Below are 21,239 nucleotides of genomic sequence, written 5' to 3' on the forward strand. Positions count from 1 at the left end.
GGAAAAAGCGTGGCGTCCCGGATGCGCGGGCGCCCCGCTTCCTACATGAAGGGGACAGAGCTTCGGTTTTTGGATGGGCAAGCTATGAAACAGGTCATGTTCGTCGAGTTGGGGATGGGTGCCGACCTGCACGGGCAGGACGTCACCAAGGCGGCGATCCGCGCCGTGCGCAACGCCATCGAGCGCAACTCCATGCCCGGAATGCGCACGCTGGTGAACGGGGACACCAGCAAGATGCGGGTGCATGTCCGGCTCGCCGTGCCGGCCGATGCCGACCGGCTGGACCAGGAGGCCGTCCGCGCCGTCTTCCCCTACGGGCAGGTCACCATCGAGGTCATGCCCGGCGGCATGCTCGCCCCCAGCGGCATCTTCCTGGCCGACAAGGCCGACAGGAACGAGATGATCTACATCGTGAACGCCGCCGTGGAGGTGGGGATCTGAGGGATCCGCCCTCAGGACAATCGCATTTCGAGTTGCTGTCCCATTCTTAAGGTTTTCGTCATCCCCGCGAAGGCGGGGATCCAGACCGATCAACTGCTTAGACGCGAAGTTTTCTGGATCCCCGCCTTCGCGGGGATGACGGGTGTCTCATAAATGAGGGTCTTCTCAATATGCGATCGTCCTGGTATCCGCCGGTTGCCCGGAGCAGGCGTTTCGTGCCAGCGTCGGCGCCATGAAACGCGTTTTCCGATTTCTTATGCTGGCTCTCGGCGGCCTCGCCGTCGCCGTTGCCGGTCTCGTCGCCGCGTTGCCGGTGATCGCCGACCACCTGCCCCTGCAACTGTCGCGCATCGTCGTGACCGACGGGCAGCGTCAGGTGGAGATGCAGGGCATGGTGCACGTCGCCCGGCCCGCCTTCTACCAGGAGATCGCCGCCCATGTGGCGGAACGCCGCCGCGAGGGCTGGCTGGTCTTCTATGAAGAGGTGCGGCCGGACAGCGGTTCCTCCCCCAACGGGGTTGCCGACGTGCTGCGGCGGCTGGGCGCCGACTGGAACCCCGAGAGCAAGCAGCACCCCTACGAGATGATGGCCGGGGTCATCGGGGAGGGACTCGTCCTGCAGGACAACCGCGCCCTGCTCGGTCCGCCGGGGCCGGAGGTCCGCAACGTCGACGTGACCCTCTCGCAGTTGCTGGCCGCCCTGCCGCCGGAGGAGTTGTCCGCCGGGGCGCCCGAGCGGGAGACCGTGGACCTCGCGGAGGCCCGCCGGCAGTTCGCCGCCCTGCCCGCCTGGGCGCAGCGGCGCGTGCAGGCGGTGGTCCGAATCATGCTGGCGGCGACCGCCTCCGGCAACGTCGCCCGCGACATGCTGCCGGAGGCGCTGACGACGCTGCGCGAGGACAAGGTGGCCAAGGCCATCCTGGCGGAGCCCGGCCGCAACATCCTGATCCTGTACGGGCAGGTCCACATTGGCCACATCCGCGCCCTGCTGGCGGCGGCCGACCCGAACTGGCACGCCCTGTCCTTCACCACGCTGCGCGCCTTCTGAAGAACGGAAAGTCTCCCAACAACAAAACTTAGCGAGACGCGAATCGCCGCAGAAGGAGGCGAGCGACAAACGCGTAACAGTCTTGTCAGTAGCGCATAGCCCTCATCCTGTGCCATACATCGGAACAGAACGTCCAGTGGAGGGCATGATGAGATCCTGGCGGCGGATTTCGAATACTGCGGTATGCGCCCTGAGTGCTATGGTATGCGCCGCCATCGTTTTGTTCTCATTCACGCCGTCCGCCGGGGCGCAGACCACGCTCCGCTTCGGCACAGTCTTTTCGCCGACCACCTCGACCTACCTGATGCTGGTCGACGCCTGCCGGCGGATCGAGGCCGAAACGGACGGCGCCGTGTCCATCGACATCCGCACCGCCGGCGAGTTCGGCAAGCCCACCGAACTGCTGAAGCTGGTGGACAGCGGCGACGTCGAGATCGCCTACACCGTCCAGGGCTACAGCCCGGCGCGCTTTTCCGCCAGTTCGGTGATGGAGCTGCCGCTGATCCGCCGCACCGCGGTGGGCGGCACCAGGGCGGCCTGGGACCTGTACGAGTCCGGGAAGCTCGACCGTGATTACGCCGGGCTGAAGGTGGTCGGGCTGTGGGCGCTGCCGGCCTACGGCATCTTCACGGCGTCCCGCCCGCTGAACGGCCCCCGCGACCTGCGCGGCCTGCGCGTGCGCAACCCCAGCAAGACCGTCGGCCGCGCCATGGCGAAGCTGGGCATGGTGCCGGTCGCCCTGCCGCTCAACGGCATGGGCAGCGGGATGAAGGACGGGCTGATCGACGGCATTTCCTACGGCTGGTACTCGTCCACCACCACCAACGGCTCCGACGGGCAGCCGCTGATGAGCCAGCTGAAGAACCTGCTGGATATCAACTTCTCCGGCCCGCTGGTCATGCTGGCGATGAAGCGCGCGACCTTCGACGCCCTGCCGGAGCCGGTGCGGGCCGCCATCGACAAGCATCTGGGCAAGGCGGTCTCCATCGCCATCGCCGAGGAGCGCGATCAGGTGGAGGAGGAGACGAAGCGCAAGCTCGGCGCCGACGGCCTGCACGCGGTGATCCGCTTCAACGGCGCCCAGATGAGCGACATCCGGGAGGAACTGGAGGAGGTCTACGCCGACTGGGTCGCCGGCATGGCCGAACAGGGCCTCGACGGAAAGGGCCTGCTGGAGGCGGCGCGCAAGGCCGTCGTGACCTATGAGAAACCGTGACGGCCTCGGCCGACGGGCCTTCCGACGCATCCCGCCCGCCGCATTCTAGGGGACCACGCGCCATGGACACCGTTCGTCACTCCCCATCGGGGCTGAGCCTGCCATCTGGGCTGAGCCTGAAGGTCAAGCTGTTCGGCGCCTTCACCGCCATGTTCCTCGCGGCGGCGGCCATCGGCGCCGGCGCCGGCCTGACGCAGCTGCGGATCGCCGAACTCTTCGCGCAGGTCCACCAGCGGGACTTCCCGCTGGCCGTCGGCGCCCTCAAGCTGGCCGACGAGAGCGGTGGGCTGGACGACGTCGCCCGCTCCCTGGCGGCGGCGACGGACGACAAGGCCCGCGCGGCGGCGGTCGACCTGTTCGCCCGGCGCAGCGCGACGCTGAAGGGCATGCTGGAGAAGCTGAACGCGCTGGGCGGCGGGGCCGACGCCACCATGGCCGCCGCGCTGAAGGACGCCGACGGCGCGGTCGCCAGGCTGGACGCGGAGGTGCGCCGCCGCCTGGACACCGCAGCCCGCCGGTCCAAGCGCATGGAGGAGCTGGGCACCGCCCACACCGCCTTCCTGAACAAGTTCCAGCCCATGGTGCGCAACCTGACGCTGGGCATCCAGAGCGTCACCATGGACCTGCCGACCGACGCCAACGGGCTGTCGATGCTGGTCCTGACGCTGGTGTCCAAGGACCTGCCGGTGCGTCAGGCCTTGTCGGACATCATCAGCGACGTGAACCTTGCCGTGACGCTGCTGGGCAAGGCCGACGCCGCGACCTCCGCCGCCCAGGTGGCGGAGCAGGAGAAGCAGTTCGCCGCCGCCGCCAAGCGGGTCGAATTCTCCGCCGACTTCCTGTCCAACATCCTGTCGGACGAGACCCCGCGCAAGACCGCCCAAAGCATCGTCGCCTTCGGGCGCGGCCCCGAGGGCATCTTCGCCCTGCGCTCCGCCGAGATCGACGCCCGCGCCGCCGCCGGACAGGCGCAGCAGGCGCTGTTCGCGCTGGTCGACAAGCTGGGCCGGCAGGCCGGCGCGCTGGCCGCCGCCAACGAGCAGAACGCCGCCAACGCCGCCGCCCAGGTGGACGCCGGCATTTCCGCCGGCCTGACCCTGACCGTCACGCTGGTTGCCATCGCCATGGCGCTGGGCATCGTCTCCGGCCTGTTCCTGGTGAACCGCAACATCCGCCTGCTGGACCGGCTGCGCGGCGCGATGGAGGAGCTGGCGGCCGGCAAACTTCAGCTTCAGATCCCGGCGCTGAACCGCGGCGACGAGATCGGCGCCATGGCCCGCACGCTGGAGGTGTTCCGCGCCAACGCGCAGGAGGTCGAACGGCTGAAGCTGGAGCAGGAGGCCGCGAACCGCCGGGCGGAGGACAGCAAGCGGCAGGCGCAGCGCGACCTCGCCAACCAGCTGGAATCCACCGTCAATTCGGTGATCGAATCGGTGCTCAGCGCCGCCGGCCGCATGCGGCAGGACGCGCAGACCCTGTCGGCCAACGCCGAACAGACGCAGCGCCAGACCGTCAGCGTCGCCGGGGCCTCCACCTCCGCGTCGGACCGCGTGTCCTCCGTCGCCTCCGCCGCCGACGAGATGACCGCCTCCATCGAGGAGATCAGCCGCAACATCGCCGAGTCGTCGCACATCGCCGGGACGGCGGTGGAGGAGGCCGACGCCACCAACGACGCCATCTCCGGCCTGACCGACGCGGCCAGCCGGATCGATCAGGTGGTGGAGCTGATCAACTCCATCGCCAGCCAGACCAACCTGCTGGCGCTCAACGCCACCATCGAGGCGGCGCGCGCGGGCGAGGCCGGCAAAGGCTTCGCCGTCGTCGCGAACGAGGTCAAGGCGCTGGCCAACCAGACGGCCAAGGCGACGGAGGACATCCAGTCGCAGGTGAACCAGATGCAGGCGGTGACGGACCGCGCCGTCGCCTCCATCCGGGGCATCGCCGGCACCATCGGCCGGATGAGCGAGATCACCTCCACCATCGCGGCGGCGGTGCAGCAGCAGCACGCCGCGACCCAGGACATCGCCCGCCACGCGCAGGAGGCGGCGGAGGGCACCCAGTCGGTGTCGCAGACCATCGGCGACGTGTCGCAGGCGGCCACCGAGACGGGCAGCATCGCCAAGACGGCGCTGGACACGGCCACGAGGCTGCTCGGTCAGGCCGACCAGCTCCGCAGCGAGGTCGTCCGCTTCATCGCCAACATCCGGGCGGCCTGACGGTCACCCTTTCGGGAGCGCACGCCGTGACCGCCGACACCGCACAAGACGCCGCACAAGACCTTGTACTCCAGGGCCGCCTGCTCGCCCGCGTCACCGTTCCGGCGAACGCGGAGTTCGTGCCGGCCCTCCAGCATTTCATGATGGACGCCGCGCGCCCCTGCGTGGACTCCCCCGACGAGCTGCCGCCGCTCGGCGCGCTGGTGGAGGAGGTGGCGCTGCACGTCGTCCGCACCGCCTTCGACCCCGGCGAGGAGGGCGAATACACCGCCGAGCTGCTGAAGCGCGGCGGCCAACTCGTCGTCGCCATCGAGGACAAGGGCCTGCCGTCCGGCGGCGTCAGCACCTTCCTGCCCACGGCGCTGGCCCATTCGGTGGAGTTCCGCAACCTGGGGCGCGGCGGCAAAAGGCTGGAGGTGGCGCGCAACCTCAGCGCCCCGCCCATGGAGGACACCACCGAACCCGACGGAGACGGCGAGCCGCCGCGCGCGGAGGACGAGGTCGTGCTGCGCCTGCTGGAACCGGCCGACGCGCCGGCCCTGTCGCGGCTGATGTACCGGTCCTACGGCTACACCTACGGGTCGGAATTCGTCTATTACCCGGAACGCATCGTCGAGATGCTCGCCAGCGGGCGCCTCGTCTCCACCGTCGCCGTGAACGAATCGGCGGAGGTGGTCGGGCATCTGGCGATGCTGCGGCACGGGCCGGACTCGACCACCGGCGAAACCGCCATGGCCGCCGTCGACCCGCGATACCGGGGGCGGCACCTGTTCGAGCGCATGAAGGAAGGCATGGGCGAGCTGGCGCGGGAGCGCGGCCTGTTCGGCCTCTACAGCGAGGCGGTGGCCGTCCACACCTTCACGCAGAAGGGCAATCTGGCGCTGGGCGGCTTCGAGACCGGCTTCCTGCTGGGCTTCACCCCGGCAACCCAGGTCTTCCGCAAGATCAACGACGGGCAGGCGGCCGACCGGCGTTCCGCCGTTCTGTTCTACCTGCGCACCAACGACGAGCCGGCGCGCGTCATCCACGCCCCGGAACGGCACCGGGACATGATGCAGGCCATCATCCGGCGCGGCGAGATGAACCGCCGGCTGGAGGCGCCCTCGCCCGACCTGTCGCTGCGCTCCCTCCAGGGCCGGACGACGGAGATGGACGTGGCCGCCCGCCCGGACGTCGGCCGCGCCTTTCTGACGGTGCGCGCCTACGGCGCCGACGTGCTGAAGCAGGTACTGGAGGAACTGCGGGAGCTGTGCCGGCGCGGCTATGCCTGCGTCTATCTGGAGCTTCCCCTGTCCGACCCGATGACGGCGGTGCTGTGCAAGGGTTTCGAGAGCTTCGGCTTCTTCTTCGCCGGCCTGCTGTTCGAAGTGGACGGCAGCGACACCCTGCGCCTGCAATACCTCAACGGCGTGACGGTGCGCCGCGACGACATCCAGGTGGCTTCCGACTTCGGCCGCAGCCTGCTGGACTATGTGATCGAGGCGAAGGAGTCGGTCGAACACGCCCGCGTGGAGCGCCGCCGCTTCTTCCCCCAACCCGGCCACCCCGCCGGCCGCCGCAAAGGCGACCGGGCGCCGGAACCGGCCCAACTGGAAGAGGCGGTGTAGGGAAATCAACCCTCTCCCATCGGGGATGGGAGAGGGGACGAGGCAGCGAGGATGCGGCGGGCTTTGCGGGCCATGGCTTCGTCGATCATGCGGCCGCCGACCACGCCGACACCCTTGGCGTTTTCCTCCAGGATCAGGCGCGCCTCGGCCACCTGTTCGGGCGTCGGCGTCAGGGCCTCGTTGATCGCGGCGATCTGGCGGGGGTGGATGGCCGCCTTGGCGGTGAAGCCCAGACGCACCGCCGCCGCCACTTCGGCGCGCAGCCCCGCCTCGTCGTCGAGGGCGAAGAAGGGCGAGTCGATGGCGGCGATGCCGGCCAGCGCCGCCGCGTTCACCACCCGCGACCGCGCGGCCAGCAGCGGTTCCCACGCCACCACCGCGCCGAGGTCGGCGGCAAGATCGGCGGCGCCGAAGAACAGCGCCTCCAGGCGGGGCGTGGCCTGGGCGATGGCCTCCGCGTTGGCGACGCCACGCGCGCTTTCGATCAGCGCGACGAGGCGGGCGCTCTTGCCGGCCTGCGTCAGCAGCCCGTCGATCAGCCGCAGCGTGTCGGCGGAATCCGTCTTCGGCAGCAGGATCGCATCCGGCTGCGCCGGGGAGCGCAGCAGCGCCGCCAAATCCTCGATCCCGAACAGCGTGCCGGGCGCGTTGACGCGCAGCACCCGGACGATTTTCCCATTCCCCGGCCTCGCCATCCAGTCGAGCGCCGTCTGCCGCGCCGACGCCTTGTCGGCGGGGGCAACCGCGTCCTCCAGATCGACGATCAGCGCATCGGCCCCGGCGTCGGCGGCGCGGTCGAAGCGCTCAGACTTGGTGGCCGGGGTGAACAGCCAGCTTCGGCGGCGGGTGGGTGTCGTCATGGCAACCTCCGGAACAGGGTGCGGCGCATGGGCTGGTCGAAGGCGGTCATGCCGTCCCCCTCCACCCGTCCGCCGGCGGTGAAGCGGCGGCGCATCTCCGCCTCCACGGCCGGCAGACGCTCCCGCCGGGCAGGGTCCACCGCCACCACATGGGAAAGGAAATGGTCGGCATCGCGCTGGCGCACGACCGTCACATAGACCGTCTCGCCCACCGGCTCCAGCGGCAGCGGCGGGTGACGCAGCGCCTCGAAGGCGGCGGCGCGGACCTCCGTCTCGTCCTCGATAGGGCGCACCGCCTCGAAGTAGGGACCCTCGGCGATGGGCTCCACGACGACGAGCCGCCCACCGGGCGACAGCACCCGCGCCGCCTCGGCCAGCGCGTCGGACATGACGGCGACCGGAAGGTGGTGAAAGCTGTTGGAATAGACCACCGCATCCACAGACCCGTCCTCGAAGGGCAGAGCCTCCCCCCGGCCGACGCGGTAGCTTTCCTCACCCACCGGTTCGGCCTTGCGGGCGCGGGCGAGCTGCCCCTCGTCGATCTCGATCCCCACCGCCCGCGCGCCCTCCGCGGCGAAGTGGCGGACCAGCGAACCGTCGCCGCAGCCGACGTCCACCACCGTCCGGCCTTTCGGCTCCAGCACCTCGGCCAGGGCTTCCTTCAGGGTCATGCGGCGCATCAGGCGGCCTCCATCTCGGCGGTCATCGCGACTTGGCCCGTGTGGTCGAGTGCCCAGAGCGACGCCCCGCCCGCCCGCGGCGCGCCGCACAGCGTGAAGGGGTGCACGTCGAACAGGGGCCGCCGCGCGCGGAAGCGGAAGCCGGTCACCCGCGCCACCGGATTCTCGCGCAGAAACAGGTCCACCAGCAGGGTCGCGGTCAGCGGCCCGTGCACAATCAGGCCCGGATAGCCCTCCACCTCCTCGCAATACTTGCGGTCGTAGTGGATGCGGTGGCCGTTGAAGGTCAGGGCGGAGAAGCGGAACAGCAGCACCGGGTCCGGCACCATCGGGCGCTGCCACACAGCGGCGGGGGCCGGTTCGGAGGGCGGCGGCGCCTCCCCCGGCTTGGGCGCCTCGCGGTAGACGATGTCGTGCACCTCGCGCACGGCGAGGCCGGCCTCGGTCATCACCTCATGCACCACCTTGACGAAGACCATCTCCCCGGACCGGCCGCTCTTGTGCTGCACGTCCTCGATCCGGGAGCGGCGGCGCAGAGCCTCGCCCGTGCGGATGGGGGCCGTGAACTCCAGTTGCCCGCCGGCCCACATGCGGCGCGGCAGGGGCACCGGCGGCAGGAAGCCGCCGCGTTGCGGGTGGCCGTCCTCCGCGATCTCCCGCTGCGGCGCCTTGGGCAGGAAATAGAGCCAGTGGCCGAGCGGCGGCAGTTCCCCCGCGCGCCAGGGCGGAGCGATGTGGTCGAGAGTCGCGGCGAGCCCCACCAGAGGCGCCGCGGTCGCCACGTCCAAATGCTCCTCCTCGCGCCCGATCCACTCTTTGAGATTTTCAAAGCTCATATGGCGAACTCCCTGCGCAGGGCCTCGCTGTGCTGGCCGATGGCCGGCACCGGGCGGGGTTGGAACGTTTCGCCGCTCCAGCGCGGCGGCGGGGCGACGGCGCGGACCGGCCCGGTGGGGGTGTCGACATCGATGCGGCGAAGCTGGCTGTGCACCGACAGGTCGGCCACGCTGTTCAGCGACCCGAAGGCGATGCGCGCCCGGCGCAGCCGTTCCGTCGCCTGCTCCCGATCCAGCGTCGCGAAGAAGGCGCCAACCGTCGCATCCAGTTCCGGCCGGTTGGCGACGCGCCGCGTGTTGCTGTCGAAGCGCGGGTCGGTGGCAAGCTCCGGCTGCTCCAGCACCTCCGCGCAGAAGGTCTTCCACTCCCGCTCGTTCTGGATGGAGATGACCACCCTGTGCCCGTCCGACAGGGCGAAGGCCCCATAGGGCGCGATGGACGGGTGGTTCAGCCCGACCCGGTCCGGCGCCTTGCCTCCGTAATCCTGATGCAGCAGCGGCACGGTCATCCAGTCGGCGATGGAATCGAACAGCGACACCGACACGCCGCGTCCCCTGCCCGTCCGTTCCCGCTCGAACAGCGCCTGGAGCACGGCGGTGTGGGCGTACATGCCGCAGGCGATGTCGGCGACCGACACGCCGACGCGCCCCGGCGCCTCCGGCGCGCCGGTGATGGAGGCCAGCCCCGTCTCGCTCTGCACCAGCAGGTCGTAAGCCTTCATGTCGCGGTAGGGGCCGTCCTCCCCATAGCCGCTGATGTCCACGGTGATCAGGCGCGGGTAGCGCTCCCGCAGCGCCGCCGATCCGAATCCCGCGCGCTCCGCCGCACCGGGGGCGAGGTTCTGGATGAACACGTCCGCCTTCGCCAGCATCCGGTGCAGCAGCGCCGCGTCCCCGGCCTCCTTGATGTCGAGGACGACCGATTCCTTGCCCCGGTTGAGCCACACGAAATAGGCGCTCTCGCCGTGGGCGACGTGGTCGTAGTTGCGGGCGAAGTCGCCCTCCGGCCGCTCGATCTTGATGACCCGCGCCCCGGCGTCGGCCAGCCGGGAGGAGCAATAGGGGGCCGCCACCGCCTGCTCCAGCGCAACGACGAGAATACCATCCAGGGGAAAATTGCTCATGGCTCAGAAGGACTTCGGCATCTGGAGCACATGCGTGCCCACGTGGGAAAGGATCAGGTTCGTCGAGATGGGCGCCACCTGATAAAGGCGCGTTTCGCGGAACTTGCGCTCGATGTCGTATTCCTCGGCGAAGCCGAAACCGCCGTGCGTCTGCAGGCAGGTGTCGGCCGCGTGCCACGACGCCTCCGACGCCAGCAGCTTCGCCATGTTGGCCTCCGTCCCGCAGGGTTGGCCGGCGTCGAACATCGCCGCCGCCTTGCGCACCATCAGATTGGCAGCCTCCGTCTCCACGTAATTGCGGGCGATGGGGAACTGGATGCCCTGGTTGACGCCGATGGGGCGGCCGAACACCTCCCGCTCCCGCGCGTAGGCCGAGGCGCGGTCGATGAAGAATCGCGCGTCGCCGATGCATTCCGACGCGATCAGGATGCGCTCCGCGTTCATACCGTCCAGGATGTAGCGAAAGCCCTTGCCCTCCTCCCCGATCAGGTTTGCCGCCGGGACCTCCAGATTGTCGAAGAACAGCTCGGTCGTGGCGTGATTGATCATGGTGCGGATCGGCCGGATGGTCAGGCCGTTGCCCACCGCCTGCCGCAGGTCCACCAGCAGAACGCTCATCCCCTCCGTCGGCTTGGCGGCCTGCTCGCGCGGGGTGGTGCGGCACAGCAGGACCATCAGGTCGGAATGCTCGGCGCGCGAGATCCAGACCTTCTGCCCGTTCACGATGTACGTGTCGCCCTCGCGCCGGGCGAAGGTGCGGATGCGCGTGGTGTCGGTGCCGCTGGTCGGCTCCGTCACGCCGAAGGCCTGGAGGCGCAAGCTGCCCTCCGCGATGCCCGGCAGAGTGGCCTGCTTCTGTTCGGGGCTGCCGTGCCGCAGGATGGTTCCCATCGTGTACATCTGCGCGTGGCAGGCGCCGCCGTTGCAGCCGGACCGGTGGATCTCCTCCAGGATCGCCGTCGCGGCCCCCAGCCCAAGGCCGGAGCCGCCGTATTCCTCCGGAATCAGCACGGACAGGAATCCGCTCTCGGTCAGCGCCCGCACGAACTCCGTGGGGTAGGCACGCTCCGCGTCCAGCGCGCGCCAGTATTCGCCCGGAAAGCGCGCGCACAGCTTGCGCACCGCCTCGCGGATGTCCGGGAACGTCTCGTCGCCCGCAACCACCGTGGTCATTGTCTCCTCCCAAGGGCTGCGCCGATTCCGGCCTTTTCAGGATGGTAGGGATCGGCTAAGCTATGCGTCAACGGAATAAATCATATAATGGTTATTCCCGTATGACATGAGCATCGGCGGAAGGTTCGCGGCATGGATTTTCGGCAGCTCGGCAACTTCCTGCATGTGGCGGAGATGCAGAGCCTGTCGCGCGCCGCGTCCGTCCTGCGGGTGGCCCAGCCCGCCCTGTCCCGCCAGATCAAATCGCTGGAGGAGGAGTTGGGCGTCCAGCTCCTGCAACGGCACGGCTGGGGCGTCACGCCCACACCCGCCGGCCGTGTGCTGATGGAGCACGCCCGCCGCGTGCTGAAGGAGGTCGGGGCCGCCCGCGACGCCGTGCAGGCCTATCAGGCGGAACCGTCGGGCAGCGTCACCTTCGGCACGCCGACCTCGCTCGGCTCCGTCATGCTGCCGGGGCTGGCGGCGCGCTTCCGCCGGCAGGCGCCCAAGGTGCGGCTGCATCTGGTGGAGGGGTTCAGCGGCTCCATCCACGAATGGGTCCTGTCGGGCCGGCTGGATCTGGCCGTGCTGTACGAGACCAAGACCATGGGCAGCCTCGCGACCACGCCGCTGCTGGAGGAATCCATGGTGCTGCTCGGCCCCGCCGGGCGCTTCGCGCCGGGGGCCGAACTGGACCTGACGGAGGTCGCGGCGCTGGACCTGCTGCTGCCCGCCCGGCCGCACCGGCTGCGCCTGCTGGTCGATCAGGTCTTCGCGGAGCGTGACCTGACCTGCGAACCAATCTTGGAGGTGGACGCCCTGCCCGCCCTGATCGAGCTGGTGCGCATGGGGGAAGGCTGCACGCTGCTGCCCTTCTCCTGCGTGCAAGCGCTGGTCGGCGACGGGCGGCTGAGCGCGGCGTCGGTCTTCCCCACCATCCGCCGCTCGCTGGTGCTGGCCCGCCCGCCGGACCGCATCCCGACCCCGGCGTCCGAAGCGCTGGAGCGCGAGGTGCTCGCCTTCATCCAGGCCCAGGCGGCGACGCTGCGCTGGACCGTCTCCAAATCCGCCATCGCTCCAACCGACCACGAAGAAGCGGGGACAACGGCGGCATGATCCCAATAAATAAAACAAGGAGGAGGAAACGATGCGGACGCTGTTCGCTTTCGGTCTGGGCGCCGCCCTGGCCTTCGCGGCCACCACGGCCTTCGCCGCCGACCCGATCGTCATCAAGTTCAGCCATGTGGTGACGCCCGACACACCCAAGGGCAAGGGCGCCGACAAGTTCAAGGAACTCGCCGAGAAATACACCGACGGCAAGGTGAAGGTGGAGGTCTACCCCAACAGCCAGCTCTACAAGGACAAGGAGGAGCTGGAGGCGCTTCAACTCGGCGCCGTCCAGATGCTCGCCCCGTCGCTGGCCAAGTTCGGGCCGCTGGGCGTGAAGGAGTTCGAGGTCTTCGACCTGCCCTACATCTTCCCCGACCAGGCCGCCCTTCAGCGCGTCGAGGACGGCCCGGTCGGCCATCAGCTTTTCGAGAAGCTGGAAACAAAGGGCATCAAGGGCTTGGCCTACTGGGACAACGGCTTCAAGGTGATGACCGCCAACAAGCCGCTGCGCAAGCCCGACGACTACAAGGGCGTGAAGCTGCGCATCCAGTCGTCGAAGGTGCTGGATTCGCAGATGCGCGCGCTGGGCGCCCTGCCCCAGGTCATGGCCTTCTCGGAGGTCTATCAGGCCATGCAGACCGGCGTCGTGGACGGCAACGAAAACACGCCCTCCAACGTCTACACCCAGAAAATGCACGAGGTGCAGAAGTACCTGACCGTGACCAATCACGGCTACATCGGCTACGCGGTCATCACCAACAAGAAGTTCTGGGACGGCCTGCCCGCCGACATCCGCCCGCAGCTTGAGCGCGCGATGAAGGAGGCGACCCAGCTCGCCAACGACATCGCGCAGAAGGAAAACGACGACGCGCTCGCCGCCATCAAGGCCAGCGGCAAGACGGAGATCATCACCCTGACCCCGGACGAAAAGAAGGCCATGCGCACGGCCCTCCTGCCCGTCCACAAGGAGATGGAATCCCGTGTCGGCAAGGACCTGATCCAGGCGATCTACAAGGCGACCAACGTCGCCGGGCAGTGACGCGCGTCCCCTCTCCCGCCCTTAATCCCCTCTCCCCTCCGGGGAGAGGGTTAGGGTGAGGGGGTTGCGCTTTTGCCGGACCTTCCTCGACGCACATCCCCCTCACCCCGACCCTCTCCCCGGAGGGGAGAGGGGGATTGAGCGCCCTCCCCAATGAAGCCAAAAACAAAGACCCCGCCCATGACTCCTCTACTCTCCGGTCTGCGCGTTGTCGAGGTCACCGCCTTCATCGCCGCCCCGCTCGGCGGGATGACGCTGGCGCAGCTTGGCGCTGACGTGATCCGCATCGACCCCATCGGCGGCAACATCGACTACCGCCGCTGGCCGCTCAGCAAGCAGGGCGCCAGCCTCTATTGGACGGGGCTGAACAAGGCCAAGCGCTCGGTCGCGCTGGCGCTCGACAGGCCGGAGGGGAAGGAGATCGCGCGGGCGATCATCACCGCGTCGGGTGAGAACGCCGGCATCCTGCTGACCAACCTGCCGGCCAGCGGCTGGATGAGCTACGGGGCTCTGTCCGAGGCGCGCCCGGACCTCATCATGCTGCGGCTGACCGGCAACCCGGACGGCTCCTCCGCCGTGGACTACACGGTCAACTGCGCCAGCGGCTTTCCCATGGTGACGGGCCGGGGCGAGGAACCGGTGAACCACGTCCTGCCGGCCTGGGACGTGGCCGCCGGCCTCTACCTCGCCACCGGCCTGCTGGCGGCGGAGCGGCAGCGGCGCCTGACCGGGCGGGGGCAGGAGGTGACGCTGTCGCTGGCCGACGTGATGCTGGCGACGGTCGGCAGCCTCGGCTACCTCGCGGAGGTGCAGGTGAACGGCAATGTCCGGCAACCGCTCGGCAACGATCTCTACGGCGCCTTCGGGCGCGACTTCCCCACCGCCGACGGGCGGCGCGTCATGGTGGTCGCCATCTCCAACCGGCAATGGCGGGCGCTGGGCAAGGCGACCGGGTTGGCCGACCGGCTCGCCATGGTCGGGCCGTTGATGGGCGTGGACATGGACGACGAGGGCGGGCGCTTCCAGGCGCGCGACGCCATCGCCGCCGTGCTCGCCCCCTGGTTCGCCGCCCACAGCCTCGACCGGATCCGCGCGACGTTCGAGGGCACCGGCGTGCTGTGGGGACCCTATCAGGACTTCGGCCAGCTGGTGGCGGAGGACCCGCGCTGCTCCACCGCCAACCCGCTGTTCCAGGAGGTGCAGCAGCCCGGCGTCGGGCGGCACCTGATGCCCGGCTCGCCGCTCGCCTTCGGCGCGGTGCCGCGCGGCGACGTGCGCCCGGCCCCGACGCTGGGCGAGCACACCGACGCGGTGCTGGCGGACCTGCTGGGTCTGTCCTCGGCCGAGATCGGCCGCCTGCACGACGGCGGCATCGTCGCCGGCCCGGTGGAGGGCTGACCCATGCAGCTTCTCCCCTCCTGCCGCGCCGCCCTGGCCGCCGCCGAAACCCTGACCGCCGAGGGCCGCCGCGCCGTCGCCGCCCTGGTGACCACCGGCGGGCGCCCGGACTCCCAAAAGCTCGAAACGCACCAATTCGCCGCGCACGGCCTCGCGTGGCAGGCGACCTACGTCGCGGCGCTGCGCCAGACCCTCGCCTGGGCGGAGGGGCTGGCGGCCACCGGCGGGCTCGGCGACGTGGAATCTGCCATCCTGCGGCTGGGCTTCGCCGAGTATCTGGGCCAGCTCGCCGGCGGCATCCCGATGAGCCAGACGGAGTTCGTCCGCCCCGCCGACCTGGGCATCCCGCCCGACGCCGTCGCGCGCTTCGTCGCGGACTCCGGCATGGCGGCGCTGGCCGATCCCACGGCGCTGGAGGACGCGCGCCGGCTGCTCGGCCAAGCGGCGGAGCAGGGCCGTTACGGCGCGCTGGCGCTCGGCGACGAGACGCTGGAACTGATGCACGACCAGTTTACCCGCTTCGCCGAGGCGGAGGTGGCGCCGCTCGCCCAGGACATCCACCGGCGCGACGTCCTGATCCCGCTGGAGTTGATCCGCAAAATGGCCGACCTCGGCGTCTTCGGCCTGACGGTGCCGGAGGAGCATGGCGGGCTCGGCCTCGGCAAGATCGCCATGTGCCTGGTGTCGGAGGTGCTGAGCCGCGCCTACCTCGGCGTCGGCTCGCTCGGCACGCGGGCGGAGATCGCGGCGGAGCTGATCCGGCTGGGCGGCACCGCGGCGCAGAAGGAGCGCTGGCTGCCGCGCATCGCGTCCGGCGACATCCTGCCGACCGCCGTCTTCACCGAGCCCAACACCGGCTCCGACCTCGGATCCTTGCGGACCCGCGCGGTGCGCGAGGGCAACCGCTACCGCGTGTTCGGGGCCAAGACCTGGATCACCCACGGCGCGCGGTCGGACCTGATGACGCTGCTGGTGCGCACCGACCCGGCGACCGACGGCTACGCCGGCCTGTCCATGCTGCTGGCCGAAAAGCCGCGCGGGACGGAGGACGATCCCTTCCCGGCGCCGGGCATGAGCGGCACGGAAATCCCCGTGCTCGGCTACCGCGGCATGAAGGAGTACGAGATCGCCTTCGACGGGTTCGAGGTTCCAGCCGAAGCCCTGCTCGGCGGCGTGGAGGGCCAGGGCTTCAAGCAGCTGATGGAAACCTTCGAAAGCGCCCGCATCCAGACCGCCGCCCGCGCGCTGGGTGTGGCGCAGAACGCGCTGGAGCTTGGCACCGCCTACGCGCACCAGCGGATGCAGTTCGGCAAGCCGATCCTCGCCTTCCCGCGCGTCCACGCGAAGATCGCCGCGATGGCGGCGGAGACGATGATGGCCCGCCAGCTCGCCTACTTCGCGGCGCGCGAGAAGGATTCCGGCCGGCGCTGCGACGTGGAGGCGGGCATGGCGAAGCTGCTGGCCGCCCGCGTGGCCTGGAGCAACGCCGACTGCGCCTTGCAGATCCACGGCGGCAACGGCTACGCGCTGGAATACCCGATCAGCCGCGTGCTGTGCGACGCGCGCATCCTGTCGATCTTCGAAGGGGCTGCCGAGATCCAGGCCCAGGTGATCGCGCGCGGGCTGCTGACCGGGCGGAACTGACCGGGCGCATCAATCAGCGGTCGCGACCGGGCTGGACCGGCGGCGCAGCAGGGTCCGGACGGTGCGCAGCCGCTCCAGCACCCAGGCCATGGCCGCGCTCGGCAACACCCGCACGGTGTGGATCGGCTCGCGCTCGACGCCCAGCTGGAGTTTGTAGGGGGCGTGCCCGGCCATGAAGTCGTACAGCCCGTCCCCGCGCGCGAGCGCGTCCGAAATCGCAAGGCAATGGCTGACCAGACCGGGCTTTTTCCGGTTGTCGGCGACGTAATGGAAGCCCCCCTGGTAATAGAGCACCCGCCCCCGCCAGACGAAATTGTACAGGTATCCGACCTCCTCCTCGCCCGCCGTGATCCGGGACAGCCGCAAGGCGCCGTCACGGACGCCCGGTCCGATGAGCCGCCGGTGAAAGGCGACGATGCGCGGGTCGGCGAAGGCTCCGGGCTCGCCGCGCGCCTGCCAGCGCGTCTGGTGCAGGCGTGCCAGCGCATCAAAATACGCGTGGCCCTCCTCCTCCGTCGCCGCATGGTGGATGCGCAGCGGCCCCTGCGCCTCGTACAGACGGATGGCGCGGCGCACCGCGCTGCGGGTGTTCGTGCGAAGCGAGGCAAGGTAATCGCCGCCGGAACGGCGCACCGCGTCAAGGTCCACCCCGTAGGTCGGGTCCGGCGCCGACACCAGCAATCCCCGCCCTTGGGCGGCTGCGGCCTCCCGCAGCGCACGAAGCGCCGTTTCCGTGATCCCCGACAGGCGCAGCTCGGTCGTCGCTTCCATGCCGGCGAGCAGGTGGTCGAAGCATCGGCGCAGCAGCTGGTCCGCACCATCGCGGTCAACCAACAGGCCATTGTACTCGATCGTCAGTCGGTCGTACGACCGGTCCCCGGTTTCATGGAGCCACAGGCGCCGCAGCGACAGACCGGCGGAACGTCGGCGCCGAACGAGGACGCCAAGCGCCACCGTCCGCCCATGGCGCACCGCGCGCAGCAGCCGCGCCTCGCTGCCGTCCGGCAGCCCCGCCAGCCAGCAGCCGATCCAAGCCGACGACAGGAAGAAGGATCCGCCGGCCCGCGCCTCCAAATCGCGCCACTCCTCAGCCAGCCGGTCCCAGCCGCCTAAAGCCGTACTGGACACGGCCACGTCCAAGGACTCTGTCAAGGGCTCCGAGCGAGCGGGGAATGTCGACCTTGACGCAAGCATGTCACGTCCCCTGGGCGCCCTTGTACAGGGAAATAAGCTCCCGATCGGACAGCGGGAATTGTTGCTTTCGTCCAAAAAAGAACACACCGGCGGCAGCATCGCAGGAACCGAGGCGTCGCCGAAGCAATCGGTCGACCTGCCTGAGCGGCAGCGTGACCATGAGGGCGATTGGCAAAGCCGCACGGCGGTACCAGAGGGAATCGGAACCGCTAAGGAAGACGTGCTGCAAAGCCAACGCGGCCGAGGCCGCCGGGCCGAAAACAGGGCCGCTTTCCAAATCCTCGAACCATCGGAACAACCGGCGATGTCCGAGAAGCGTGAACCGCGTGAAGTCATACGCTCCCATATGGACCGGCTGAAGAAAGGGCGTGGCGGCAAAAATCATCCCCCCCGGCTTCAGGACGCGCCAAGCTTCTTCAACACAGCGGTAAGGGTCGACCACATGCTCCAGAACGGCGTCTATGACGATACCATCAAAATAATCACTGCTGAACGGAAGCGAATGCGCGTCGCAAACACACAACCTATTGCGGCGAAGACTTACATCCGTATAGAATACATTGCTCCCCCCGAAATCCGTATCGCCGGCGCCGATAACGAGAATGCGCGCGTCCGGAATGGCGGCGCGCATACGCTCCACCGCTTGTTTGGAATTCATGCTGGCGATCTGTACGCCAGAATCCAAAAGGCTTATGAATCTCCGATAAAAACTCCGAATCCCGTACGCAGCGTCAGAATTCTCCCGACGCGGCAATTCATGATGATGTTTTTTATCGACATAATCCGATATTGAAAACACCGAAGCGTCTTCATCGATCAATATGGGAACGCCCTCCACGATTGGATAGGCAGTCGCACATCTCGGACAGAACAGGCAGGTGTCTTGGACCTCAAGAACCTCCTTATCCCTAGGGCACACGAAAAACTCTGATTTTTCCGGCGTCTTGGCGGATGCTGCGTGATCGTCTGTAGCGGATAGCTTGCGTGCTTCAACTGTCATCCGTCATCCTCCATTTTCAGCTCCGTGGCCTTGGTGAGGCGACCAGATCGCGCCAATGTTCCGGCACGCGACTTTCGCTTGCACGGCAGCTTTTTCAGCATTCGCAGAGCCGTCTACGATGATAAATATTACCGGATATTCACAAGGCATCATACGGCGACATCGTGAAAATTCTAAATCATAAAACATCCGAATTCCATTCTTTATCTTTTGTTGTATTGTTATACACACCCAATCTCGAACAGATTAAGCCACGAGATCCATTTTCTCCCAACATCCGGAAGGTGCTTCACGAAACCGGCAAGGCCATCGCGTCGAGCACCGCCGACTTGATGCGTCGCCCGACCGCCTCCCAGGTGAATTCGCTCAACACCCGCTGGCGCCCCGCATCGCCGAAGGACTGCGCGAGGGCGGCGTCGTCAAGAAGACATGCAAGCGTCCGCGTCAGGGCATCGACGTCGCCGGGCGGCGTCAGCAGGCCGGTGACACCGTCTTCCACGATGTCGGGCAGGGCACCGATGTCGGGCGCGACGATCGGCAGCCCGTGGCTCATCGCCTCCAGATAGACGACGCCGAACGGCTCGATCCGGGTCGGCAGGCAGAAGATGCCGGCGCGCTGGTAATAGCGCTGGACCTCCTCCAGGGGAACGCGGCCGACGACCTCGCAGTTGGGCAGATCGACCGGGGGCGAGGACCCGACGATGACCAGTTTGGCTTGGGGGAAGCGCGGCTGAAGGCGGCGGAACGCCTCCAGCAGTTCCGGCCCGCCCTTGCGTTCCCATTCCAGGCCGACGAACAGGATGGTCTGCGGCTCCGCCCGGCCGGGGCTGGAGGGAACCGGGGCGTTGAAGCCCGCCCCGACGAGGCGCACGCGCTCACGCGGCACATGATACTGCTCGACCAGCGCGCGCTCGACGTGGTGGCTCATCACCAGAACGCGGGACGCGTTGTCGTAGACGGTCGGTTCCAGGTCCAGCCATTGGCGCGGCGGCAGCTTCCGCCGGTCGAAGGTGGGGTAGTAGAGGTTCGCCAGCGCCACATGGTCCGTATAGACGAAGTGCGGAATTCCCGGAATCCCGGCATCGAACAGGGACTGCGTCTGAAAGGTGAAGTCGATGTTTCCCTTCAGCTCCCCGGCGACGCGGGCGACCGTCTCCCGCACCTTGTTGAAGACATAGGGGGTGTAATAATAGAACGCCCAGGGCGGCTCGCCTCCCAGAACGCGCCCCCGGAAATGGCGCAGGACGCTGAGCCCGTTGCGCGCCACGATCCGGAGAGGCCGGCGCACGTCGTCGAGCAGATCGACAGTCACGACCCGATGATGCGGGAATTCGCGCTCCAGCAGCGTCTTCACCTGATGGTTGATGTGCGAAAACGACCCGTATTTGAAGAACAGGATGTGCCGTTGCGCATGGCCTCCGGAACGCGTGGCCCAGTTTTGCGGATCCCCCATCATCGCCATCTCCGTCAGGAAGAGTGCCGTTGAAACAGCCGTTCCAGCGCCTTCGCCGGAAGGATGGGACGGGACGGCCGCCGTTCCGCCAGCATGGCGTCGTAGAGGGCGCAGAGCTGGTCGGTCCAGCGACGCTCCCCGAAGCGCTCGCGGACAAGCCGCTGCCCCGCGGCCCCCATCGCCGCGCGCAACGCCGGGTCGTCGGCCATCCGCCGCATGGCGCCGGCCAGGGCATCCGGATTTCCGGGCTCCACCATCACGCCGCTGCCCGGCGTGAGGACGGTGGGAATGTCGCCCACGGACGTGACGACGACGGGGATCCCGACGCTCATCGCCTCCAGCATCGCGACGGGCAACCCTTCCCAGATCGACGACAGGACATAGACATCGCTGGCGCCGAGCAGACGGGCGACGTCGTTGCGCACGCCCAGGAAGCGCACCCGCTCGCCAAGTCCCAGCGCGGCGGCCCGCTCGGTAAGGTCCGTCATCAGCCCTCCCCCGCCGACGATGGCGAGGACCGCTTCCGGCCGGTCTCCGAGCAGGCGGGTGAAGGCGGTCAGCAGATCCGGGAAGGCCTTCTCGGGCGACAGCCGGCTGACCGCGATGAACAGCACGCCATCGGATTTGCCACCATCGGAATCGCCCATGATCTCCGCGCGGACGGCCGCGCGCTCGTCGGCGGACAGGGACGGAAGGCTGCGGACGGCGTTCTCGATGACCGTCACCTTGGCCCCGCCGTAGAGTTCGGCGCACACCTCGCCGACGCGCGGCCCGACGGCGACGATGCGGTCGAGCGCGTGGCGCAGCGCCCAGCGCTCAACCCCGTTGCGCAGACTTTGCCGCAGATTGTTCGGCGGGTCCTCCTGCGGGGTGTGGATGGTCGCGACGGTCGGCAGCCCGGTCAGGCGGCCGCACAGCGCCCCCACGGGGTGGGCGTCGCCCAGATGGGTGTGGATGACGGCGGCGTCCGTCTCGCGCAGCAGCCGGCAGATCCGGACGATGCGCGGCATGTCGTAGAGCTTGCCGGGAAAGGTGGTCACCGGCACCCCCAGCGCGCGGAGGTCGTCGGCCAGCCAGTCGGTCCGGTGCAGGTTGACCACGGAAATCCGGTGCGGCCGCCCTCTCATGCTTTCGGCCAGCGTGAGCAGCAGGCTCTGCGCGCCGCCGATGCCGAGCCCGCCGATCATGTGAACGATGTGCGCCATGATGTGCCCCACCCGC

The 21,239-nt window shown here is 68.7% G+C and carries 18 protein-coding genes; 9 read left to right on the plus strand and 9 right to left on the minus strand.

All coding sequences use genetic code 11. The features are described 5' to 3' along the window. The first annotated feature begins 84 nt into the window (after nucleotides 1-84). The 5 genes from ACSVC7_RS11590 (at nucleotide 85) to ACSVC7_RS11610 (ending at nucleotide 6,528) form a co-directional block, all read left to right on the plus strand. Nucleotides 85-441 carry a Lin0512 family protein gene (locus ACSVC7_RS11590; RefSeq protein ID WP_448204616.1) on the plus strand — a complete coding sequence of 119 codons (357 nt, stop codon included), beginning with the start codon at nucleotides 85-87 and terminating at the stop codon, nucleotides 439-441. 256 nt (nucleotides 442-697) lie between these two features. Next, entirely contained in the window at nucleotides 698-1,489 is a 792-nt protein-coding gene (locus tag ACSVC7_RS11595) for a hypothetical protein (protein ID WP_448204615.1), read from the plus strand. A gap of 220 nt (nucleotides 1,490-1,709) precedes the next feature. Next, complete coding sequence (dctP, locus tag ACSVC7_RS11600) at nucleotides 1,710-2,705, plus strand: TRAP transporter substrate-binding protein DctP (protein ID WP_448204614.1); 996 nt, start codon at nucleotides 1,710-1,712, stop codon at nucleotides 2,703-2,705. Nucleotides 2,706-2,767: 62 nt separating this feature from the next. Then, nucleotides 2,768-4,921, plus strand: a complete 2,154-nt coding sequence (locus tag ACSVC7_RS11605; protein WP_448204613.1) for a methyl-accepting chemotaxis protein — start codon at nucleotides 2,768-2,770, stop codon at nucleotides 4,919-4,921. Nucleotides 4,922-4,947: 26 nt separating this feature from the next. Further along, a complete protein-coding gene (locus tag ACSVC7_RS11610; protein ID WP_448204612.1) occupies nucleotides 4,948-6,528 on the plus strand; it encodes a GNAT family N-acetyltransferase in 1,581 nt (526 codons plus the stop codon). Nucleotides 6,529-6,533: 5 nt separating this feature from the next. Here ACSVC7_RS11610 and ripC read toward each other — a convergent pair whose 3' ends face one another. From ripC to ACSVC7_RS11635, 5 genes are read right to left on the minus strand one after another with little or no spacing between them, the layout of a single operon-like run. Then, a complete protein-coding gene (gene ripC / locus ACSVC7_RS11615; protein ID WP_448204611.1) occupies nucleotides 6,534-7,388 on the minus strand; it encodes an itaconate degradation C-C-lyase RipC in 855 nt (284 codons plus the stop codon). Further along, complete coding sequence (locus ACSVC7_RS11620; protein WP_448204610.1) at nucleotides 7,385-8,068, minus strand: class I SAM-dependent methyltransferase; 684 nt, start codon at nucleotides 8,066-8,068, stop codon at nucleotides 7,385-7,387. The genes ripC and ACSVC7_RS11620 overlap by 4 nt, the downstream gene beginning before the upstream one ends. Continuing rightward, complete coding sequence (locus tag ACSVC7_RS11625) at nucleotides 8,068-8,904, minus strand: HTD2 family dehydratase (RefSeq protein ID WP_448204609.1); 837 nt, start codon at nucleotides 8,902-8,904, stop codon at nucleotides 8,068-8,070. The genes ACSVC7_RS11620 and ACSVC7_RS11625 overlap by 1 nt, the downstream gene beginning before the upstream one ends. Beyond that, nucleotides 8,901-10,028, minus strand: coding sequence for a CaiB/BaiF CoA transferase family protein (locus ACSVC7_RS11630; RefSeq protein WP_448204608.1), 1,128 nt, complete (start codon nucleotides 10,026-10,028; stop codon nucleotides 8,901-8,903). Before ACSVC7_RS11630 ends, ACSVC7_RS11625 begins: the two co-directional genes overlap by 4 nt. Before the next feature lie 3 nt (nucleotides 10,029-10,031). Continuing rightward, entirely contained in the window at nucleotides 10,032-11,201 is a 1,170-nt protein-coding gene (locus tag ACSVC7_RS11635) for an acyl-CoA dehydrogenase family protein (RefSeq protein WP_448204607.1), read from the minus strand. Between the two features lie 132 nt (nucleotides 11,202-11,333). Between ACSVC7_RS11635 and ACSVC7_RS11640 the strand changes: the two genes are divergently transcribed. From ACSVC7_RS11640 to ACSVC7_RS11655, 4 genes are all read left to right on the plus strand, one after another. Beyond that, complete coding sequence (locus ACSVC7_RS11640) at nucleotides 11,334-12,296, plus strand: LysR family transcriptional regulator (RefSeq protein ID WP_448204606.1); 963 nt, start codon at nucleotides 11,334-11,336, stop codon at nucleotides 12,294-12,296. A 31-nt stretch (nucleotides 12,297-12,327) separates the two neighbouring features. Further along, nucleotides 12,328-13,329 (plus strand): TRAP transporter substrate-binding protein, encoded by a 1,002-nt coding sequence (locus tag ACSVC7_RS11645; protein ID WP_448204605.1) that lies wholly within the window; start codon nucleotides 12,328-12,330, stop codon nucleotides 13,327-13,329. Between the two features lie 180 nt (nucleotides 13,330-13,509). Next, complete coding sequence (locus ACSVC7_RS11650) at nucleotides 13,510-14,727, plus strand: CoA transferase (protein ID WP_448204604.1); 1,218 nt, start codon at nucleotides 13,510-13,512, stop codon at nucleotides 14,725-14,727. Nucleotides 14,728-14,730: 3 nt separating this feature from the next. Then, nucleotides 14,731-16,371, plus strand: a complete 1,641-nt coding sequence (locus ACSVC7_RS11655) for an acyl-CoA dehydrogenase family protein (protein WP_448204603.1) — start codon at nucleotides 14,731-14,733, stop codon at nucleotides 16,369-16,371. A gap of 9 nt (nucleotides 16,372-16,380) precedes the next feature. Here ACSVC7_RS11655 and ACSVC7_RS11660 read toward each other — a convergent pair whose 3' ends face one another. The 4 genes from ACSVC7_RS11660 to ACSVC7_RS11675 all read right to left on the minus strand — a co-directional run bounded on the left by ACSVC7_RS11660 (nucleotide 16,381) and on the right by ACSVC7_RS11675 (nucleotide 21,223). Further along, nucleotides 16,381-17,505 carry a GNAT family N-acetyltransferase gene (locus ACSVC7_RS11660; RefSeq protein WP_448204602.1) on the minus strand — a complete coding sequence of 375 codons (1,125 nt, stop codon included), beginning with the start codon at nucleotides 17,503-17,505 and terminating at the stop codon, nucleotides 16,381-16,383. Nucleotides 17,506-17,566: 61 nt separating this feature from the next. Then, the gene (locus tag ACSVC7_RS11665) at nucleotides 17,567-18,565 is read right to left on the minus strand and encodes a methyltransferase domain-containing protein (RefSeq protein ID WP_448204601.1); all 999 of its coding nucleotides are present in this window, start codon (nucleotides 18,563-18,565) and stop codon (nucleotides 17,567-17,569) included. 289 nt (nucleotides 18,566-18,854) lie between these two features. After that, nucleotides 18,855-20,021: a glycosyltransferase family 4 protein gene (locus tag ACSVC7_RS11670; protein WP_448204600.1), complete on the minus strand. Its 1,167-nt coding sequence runs from the start codon at nucleotides 20,019-20,021 to the stop codon at nucleotides 18,855-18,857. Between the two features lie 11 nt (nucleotides 20,022-20,032). Beyond that, the gene (locus tag ACSVC7_RS11675; protein ID WP_448204599.1) at nucleotides 20,033-21,223 is read right to left on the minus strand and encodes a glycosyltransferase; all 1,191 of its coding nucleotides are present in this window, start codon (nucleotides 21,221-21,223) and stop codon (nucleotides 20,033-20,035) included. Between the last annotated feature and the right edge of the window lie 16 nt (nucleotides 21,224-21,239).

This window comes from Azospirillum mesophilum (assembly GCF_053470405.2).

What these genes read in the sequence shown, in the direction of transcription:
- ACSVC7_RS11590 (WP_448204616.1), top strand. Translation starts at nt 85, where the DNA reads ATGAAACAGGTCATGTTCGTCGAGTTGGGGATGGGTGCCGACCTGCAC.
- ACSVC7_RS11595 (WP_448204615.1), top strand. Translation starts at nt 698, where the DNA reads ATGCTGGCTCTCGGCGGCCTCGCCGTCGCCGTTGCCGGTCTCGTCGCC.
- ACSVC7_RS11605 (WP_448204613.1), top strand. Translation starts at nt 2,768, where the DNA reads ATGGACACCGTTCGTCACTCCCCATCGGGGCTGAGCCTGCCATCTGGG.
- ripC (WP_448204611.1), bottom strand. Translation starts at nt 7,388, where the DNA reads ATGACGACACCCACCCGCCGCCGAAGCTGGCTGTTCACCCCGGCCACC.
- ACSVC7_RS11620 (WP_448204610.1), bottom strand. Translation starts at nt 8,068, where the DNA reads ATGCGCCGCATGACCCTGAAGGAAGCCCTGGCCGAGGTGCTGGAGCCG.
- ACSVC7_RS11625 (WP_448204609.1), bottom strand. Translation starts at nt 8,904, where the DNA reads ATGAGCTTTGAAAATCTCAAAGAGTGGATCGGGCGCGAGGAGGAGCAT.
- ACSVC7_RS11630 (WP_448204608.1), bottom strand. Translation starts at nt 10,028, where the DNA reads ATGAGCAATTTTCCCCTGGATGGTATTCTCGTCGTTGCGCTGGAGCAG.
- ACSVC7_RS11635 (WP_448204607.1), bottom strand. Translation starts at nt 11,201, where the DNA reads ATGACCACGGTGGTTGCGGGCGACGAGACGTTCCCGGACATCCGCGAG.
- ACSVC7_RS11640 (WP_448204606.1), top strand. Translation starts at nt 11,334, where the DNA reads ATGGATTTTCGGCAGCTCGGCAACTTCCTGCATGTGGCGGAGATGCAG.
- ACSVC7_RS11645 (WP_448204605.1), top strand. Translation starts at nt 12,328, where the DNA reads ATGCGGACGCTGTTCGCTTTCGGTCTGGGCGCCGCCCTGGCCTTCGCG.
- ACSVC7_RS11650 (WP_448204604.1), top strand. Translation starts at nt 13,510, where the DNA reads ATGACTCCTCTACTCTCCGGTCTGCGCGTTGTCGAGGTCACCGCCTTC.
- ACSVC7_RS11655 (WP_448204603.1), top strand. Translation starts at nt 14,731, where the DNA reads ATGCAGCTTCTCCCCTCCTGCCGCGCCGCCCTGGCCGCCGCCGAAACC.
- ACSVC7_RS11665 (WP_448204601.1), bottom strand. Translation starts at nt 18,565, where the DNA reads ATGACAGTTGAAGCACGCAAGCTATCCGCTACAGACGATCACGCAGCA.
- ACSVC7_RS11670 (WP_448204600.1), bottom strand. Translation starts at nt 20,021, where the DNA reads ATGATGGGGGATCCGCAAAACTGGGCCACGCGTTCCGGAGGCCATGCG.
- ACSVC7_RS11675 (WP_448204599.1), bottom strand. Translation starts at nt 21,223, where the DNA reads ATGGCGCACATCGTTCACATGATCGGCGGGCTCGGCATCGGCGGCGCG.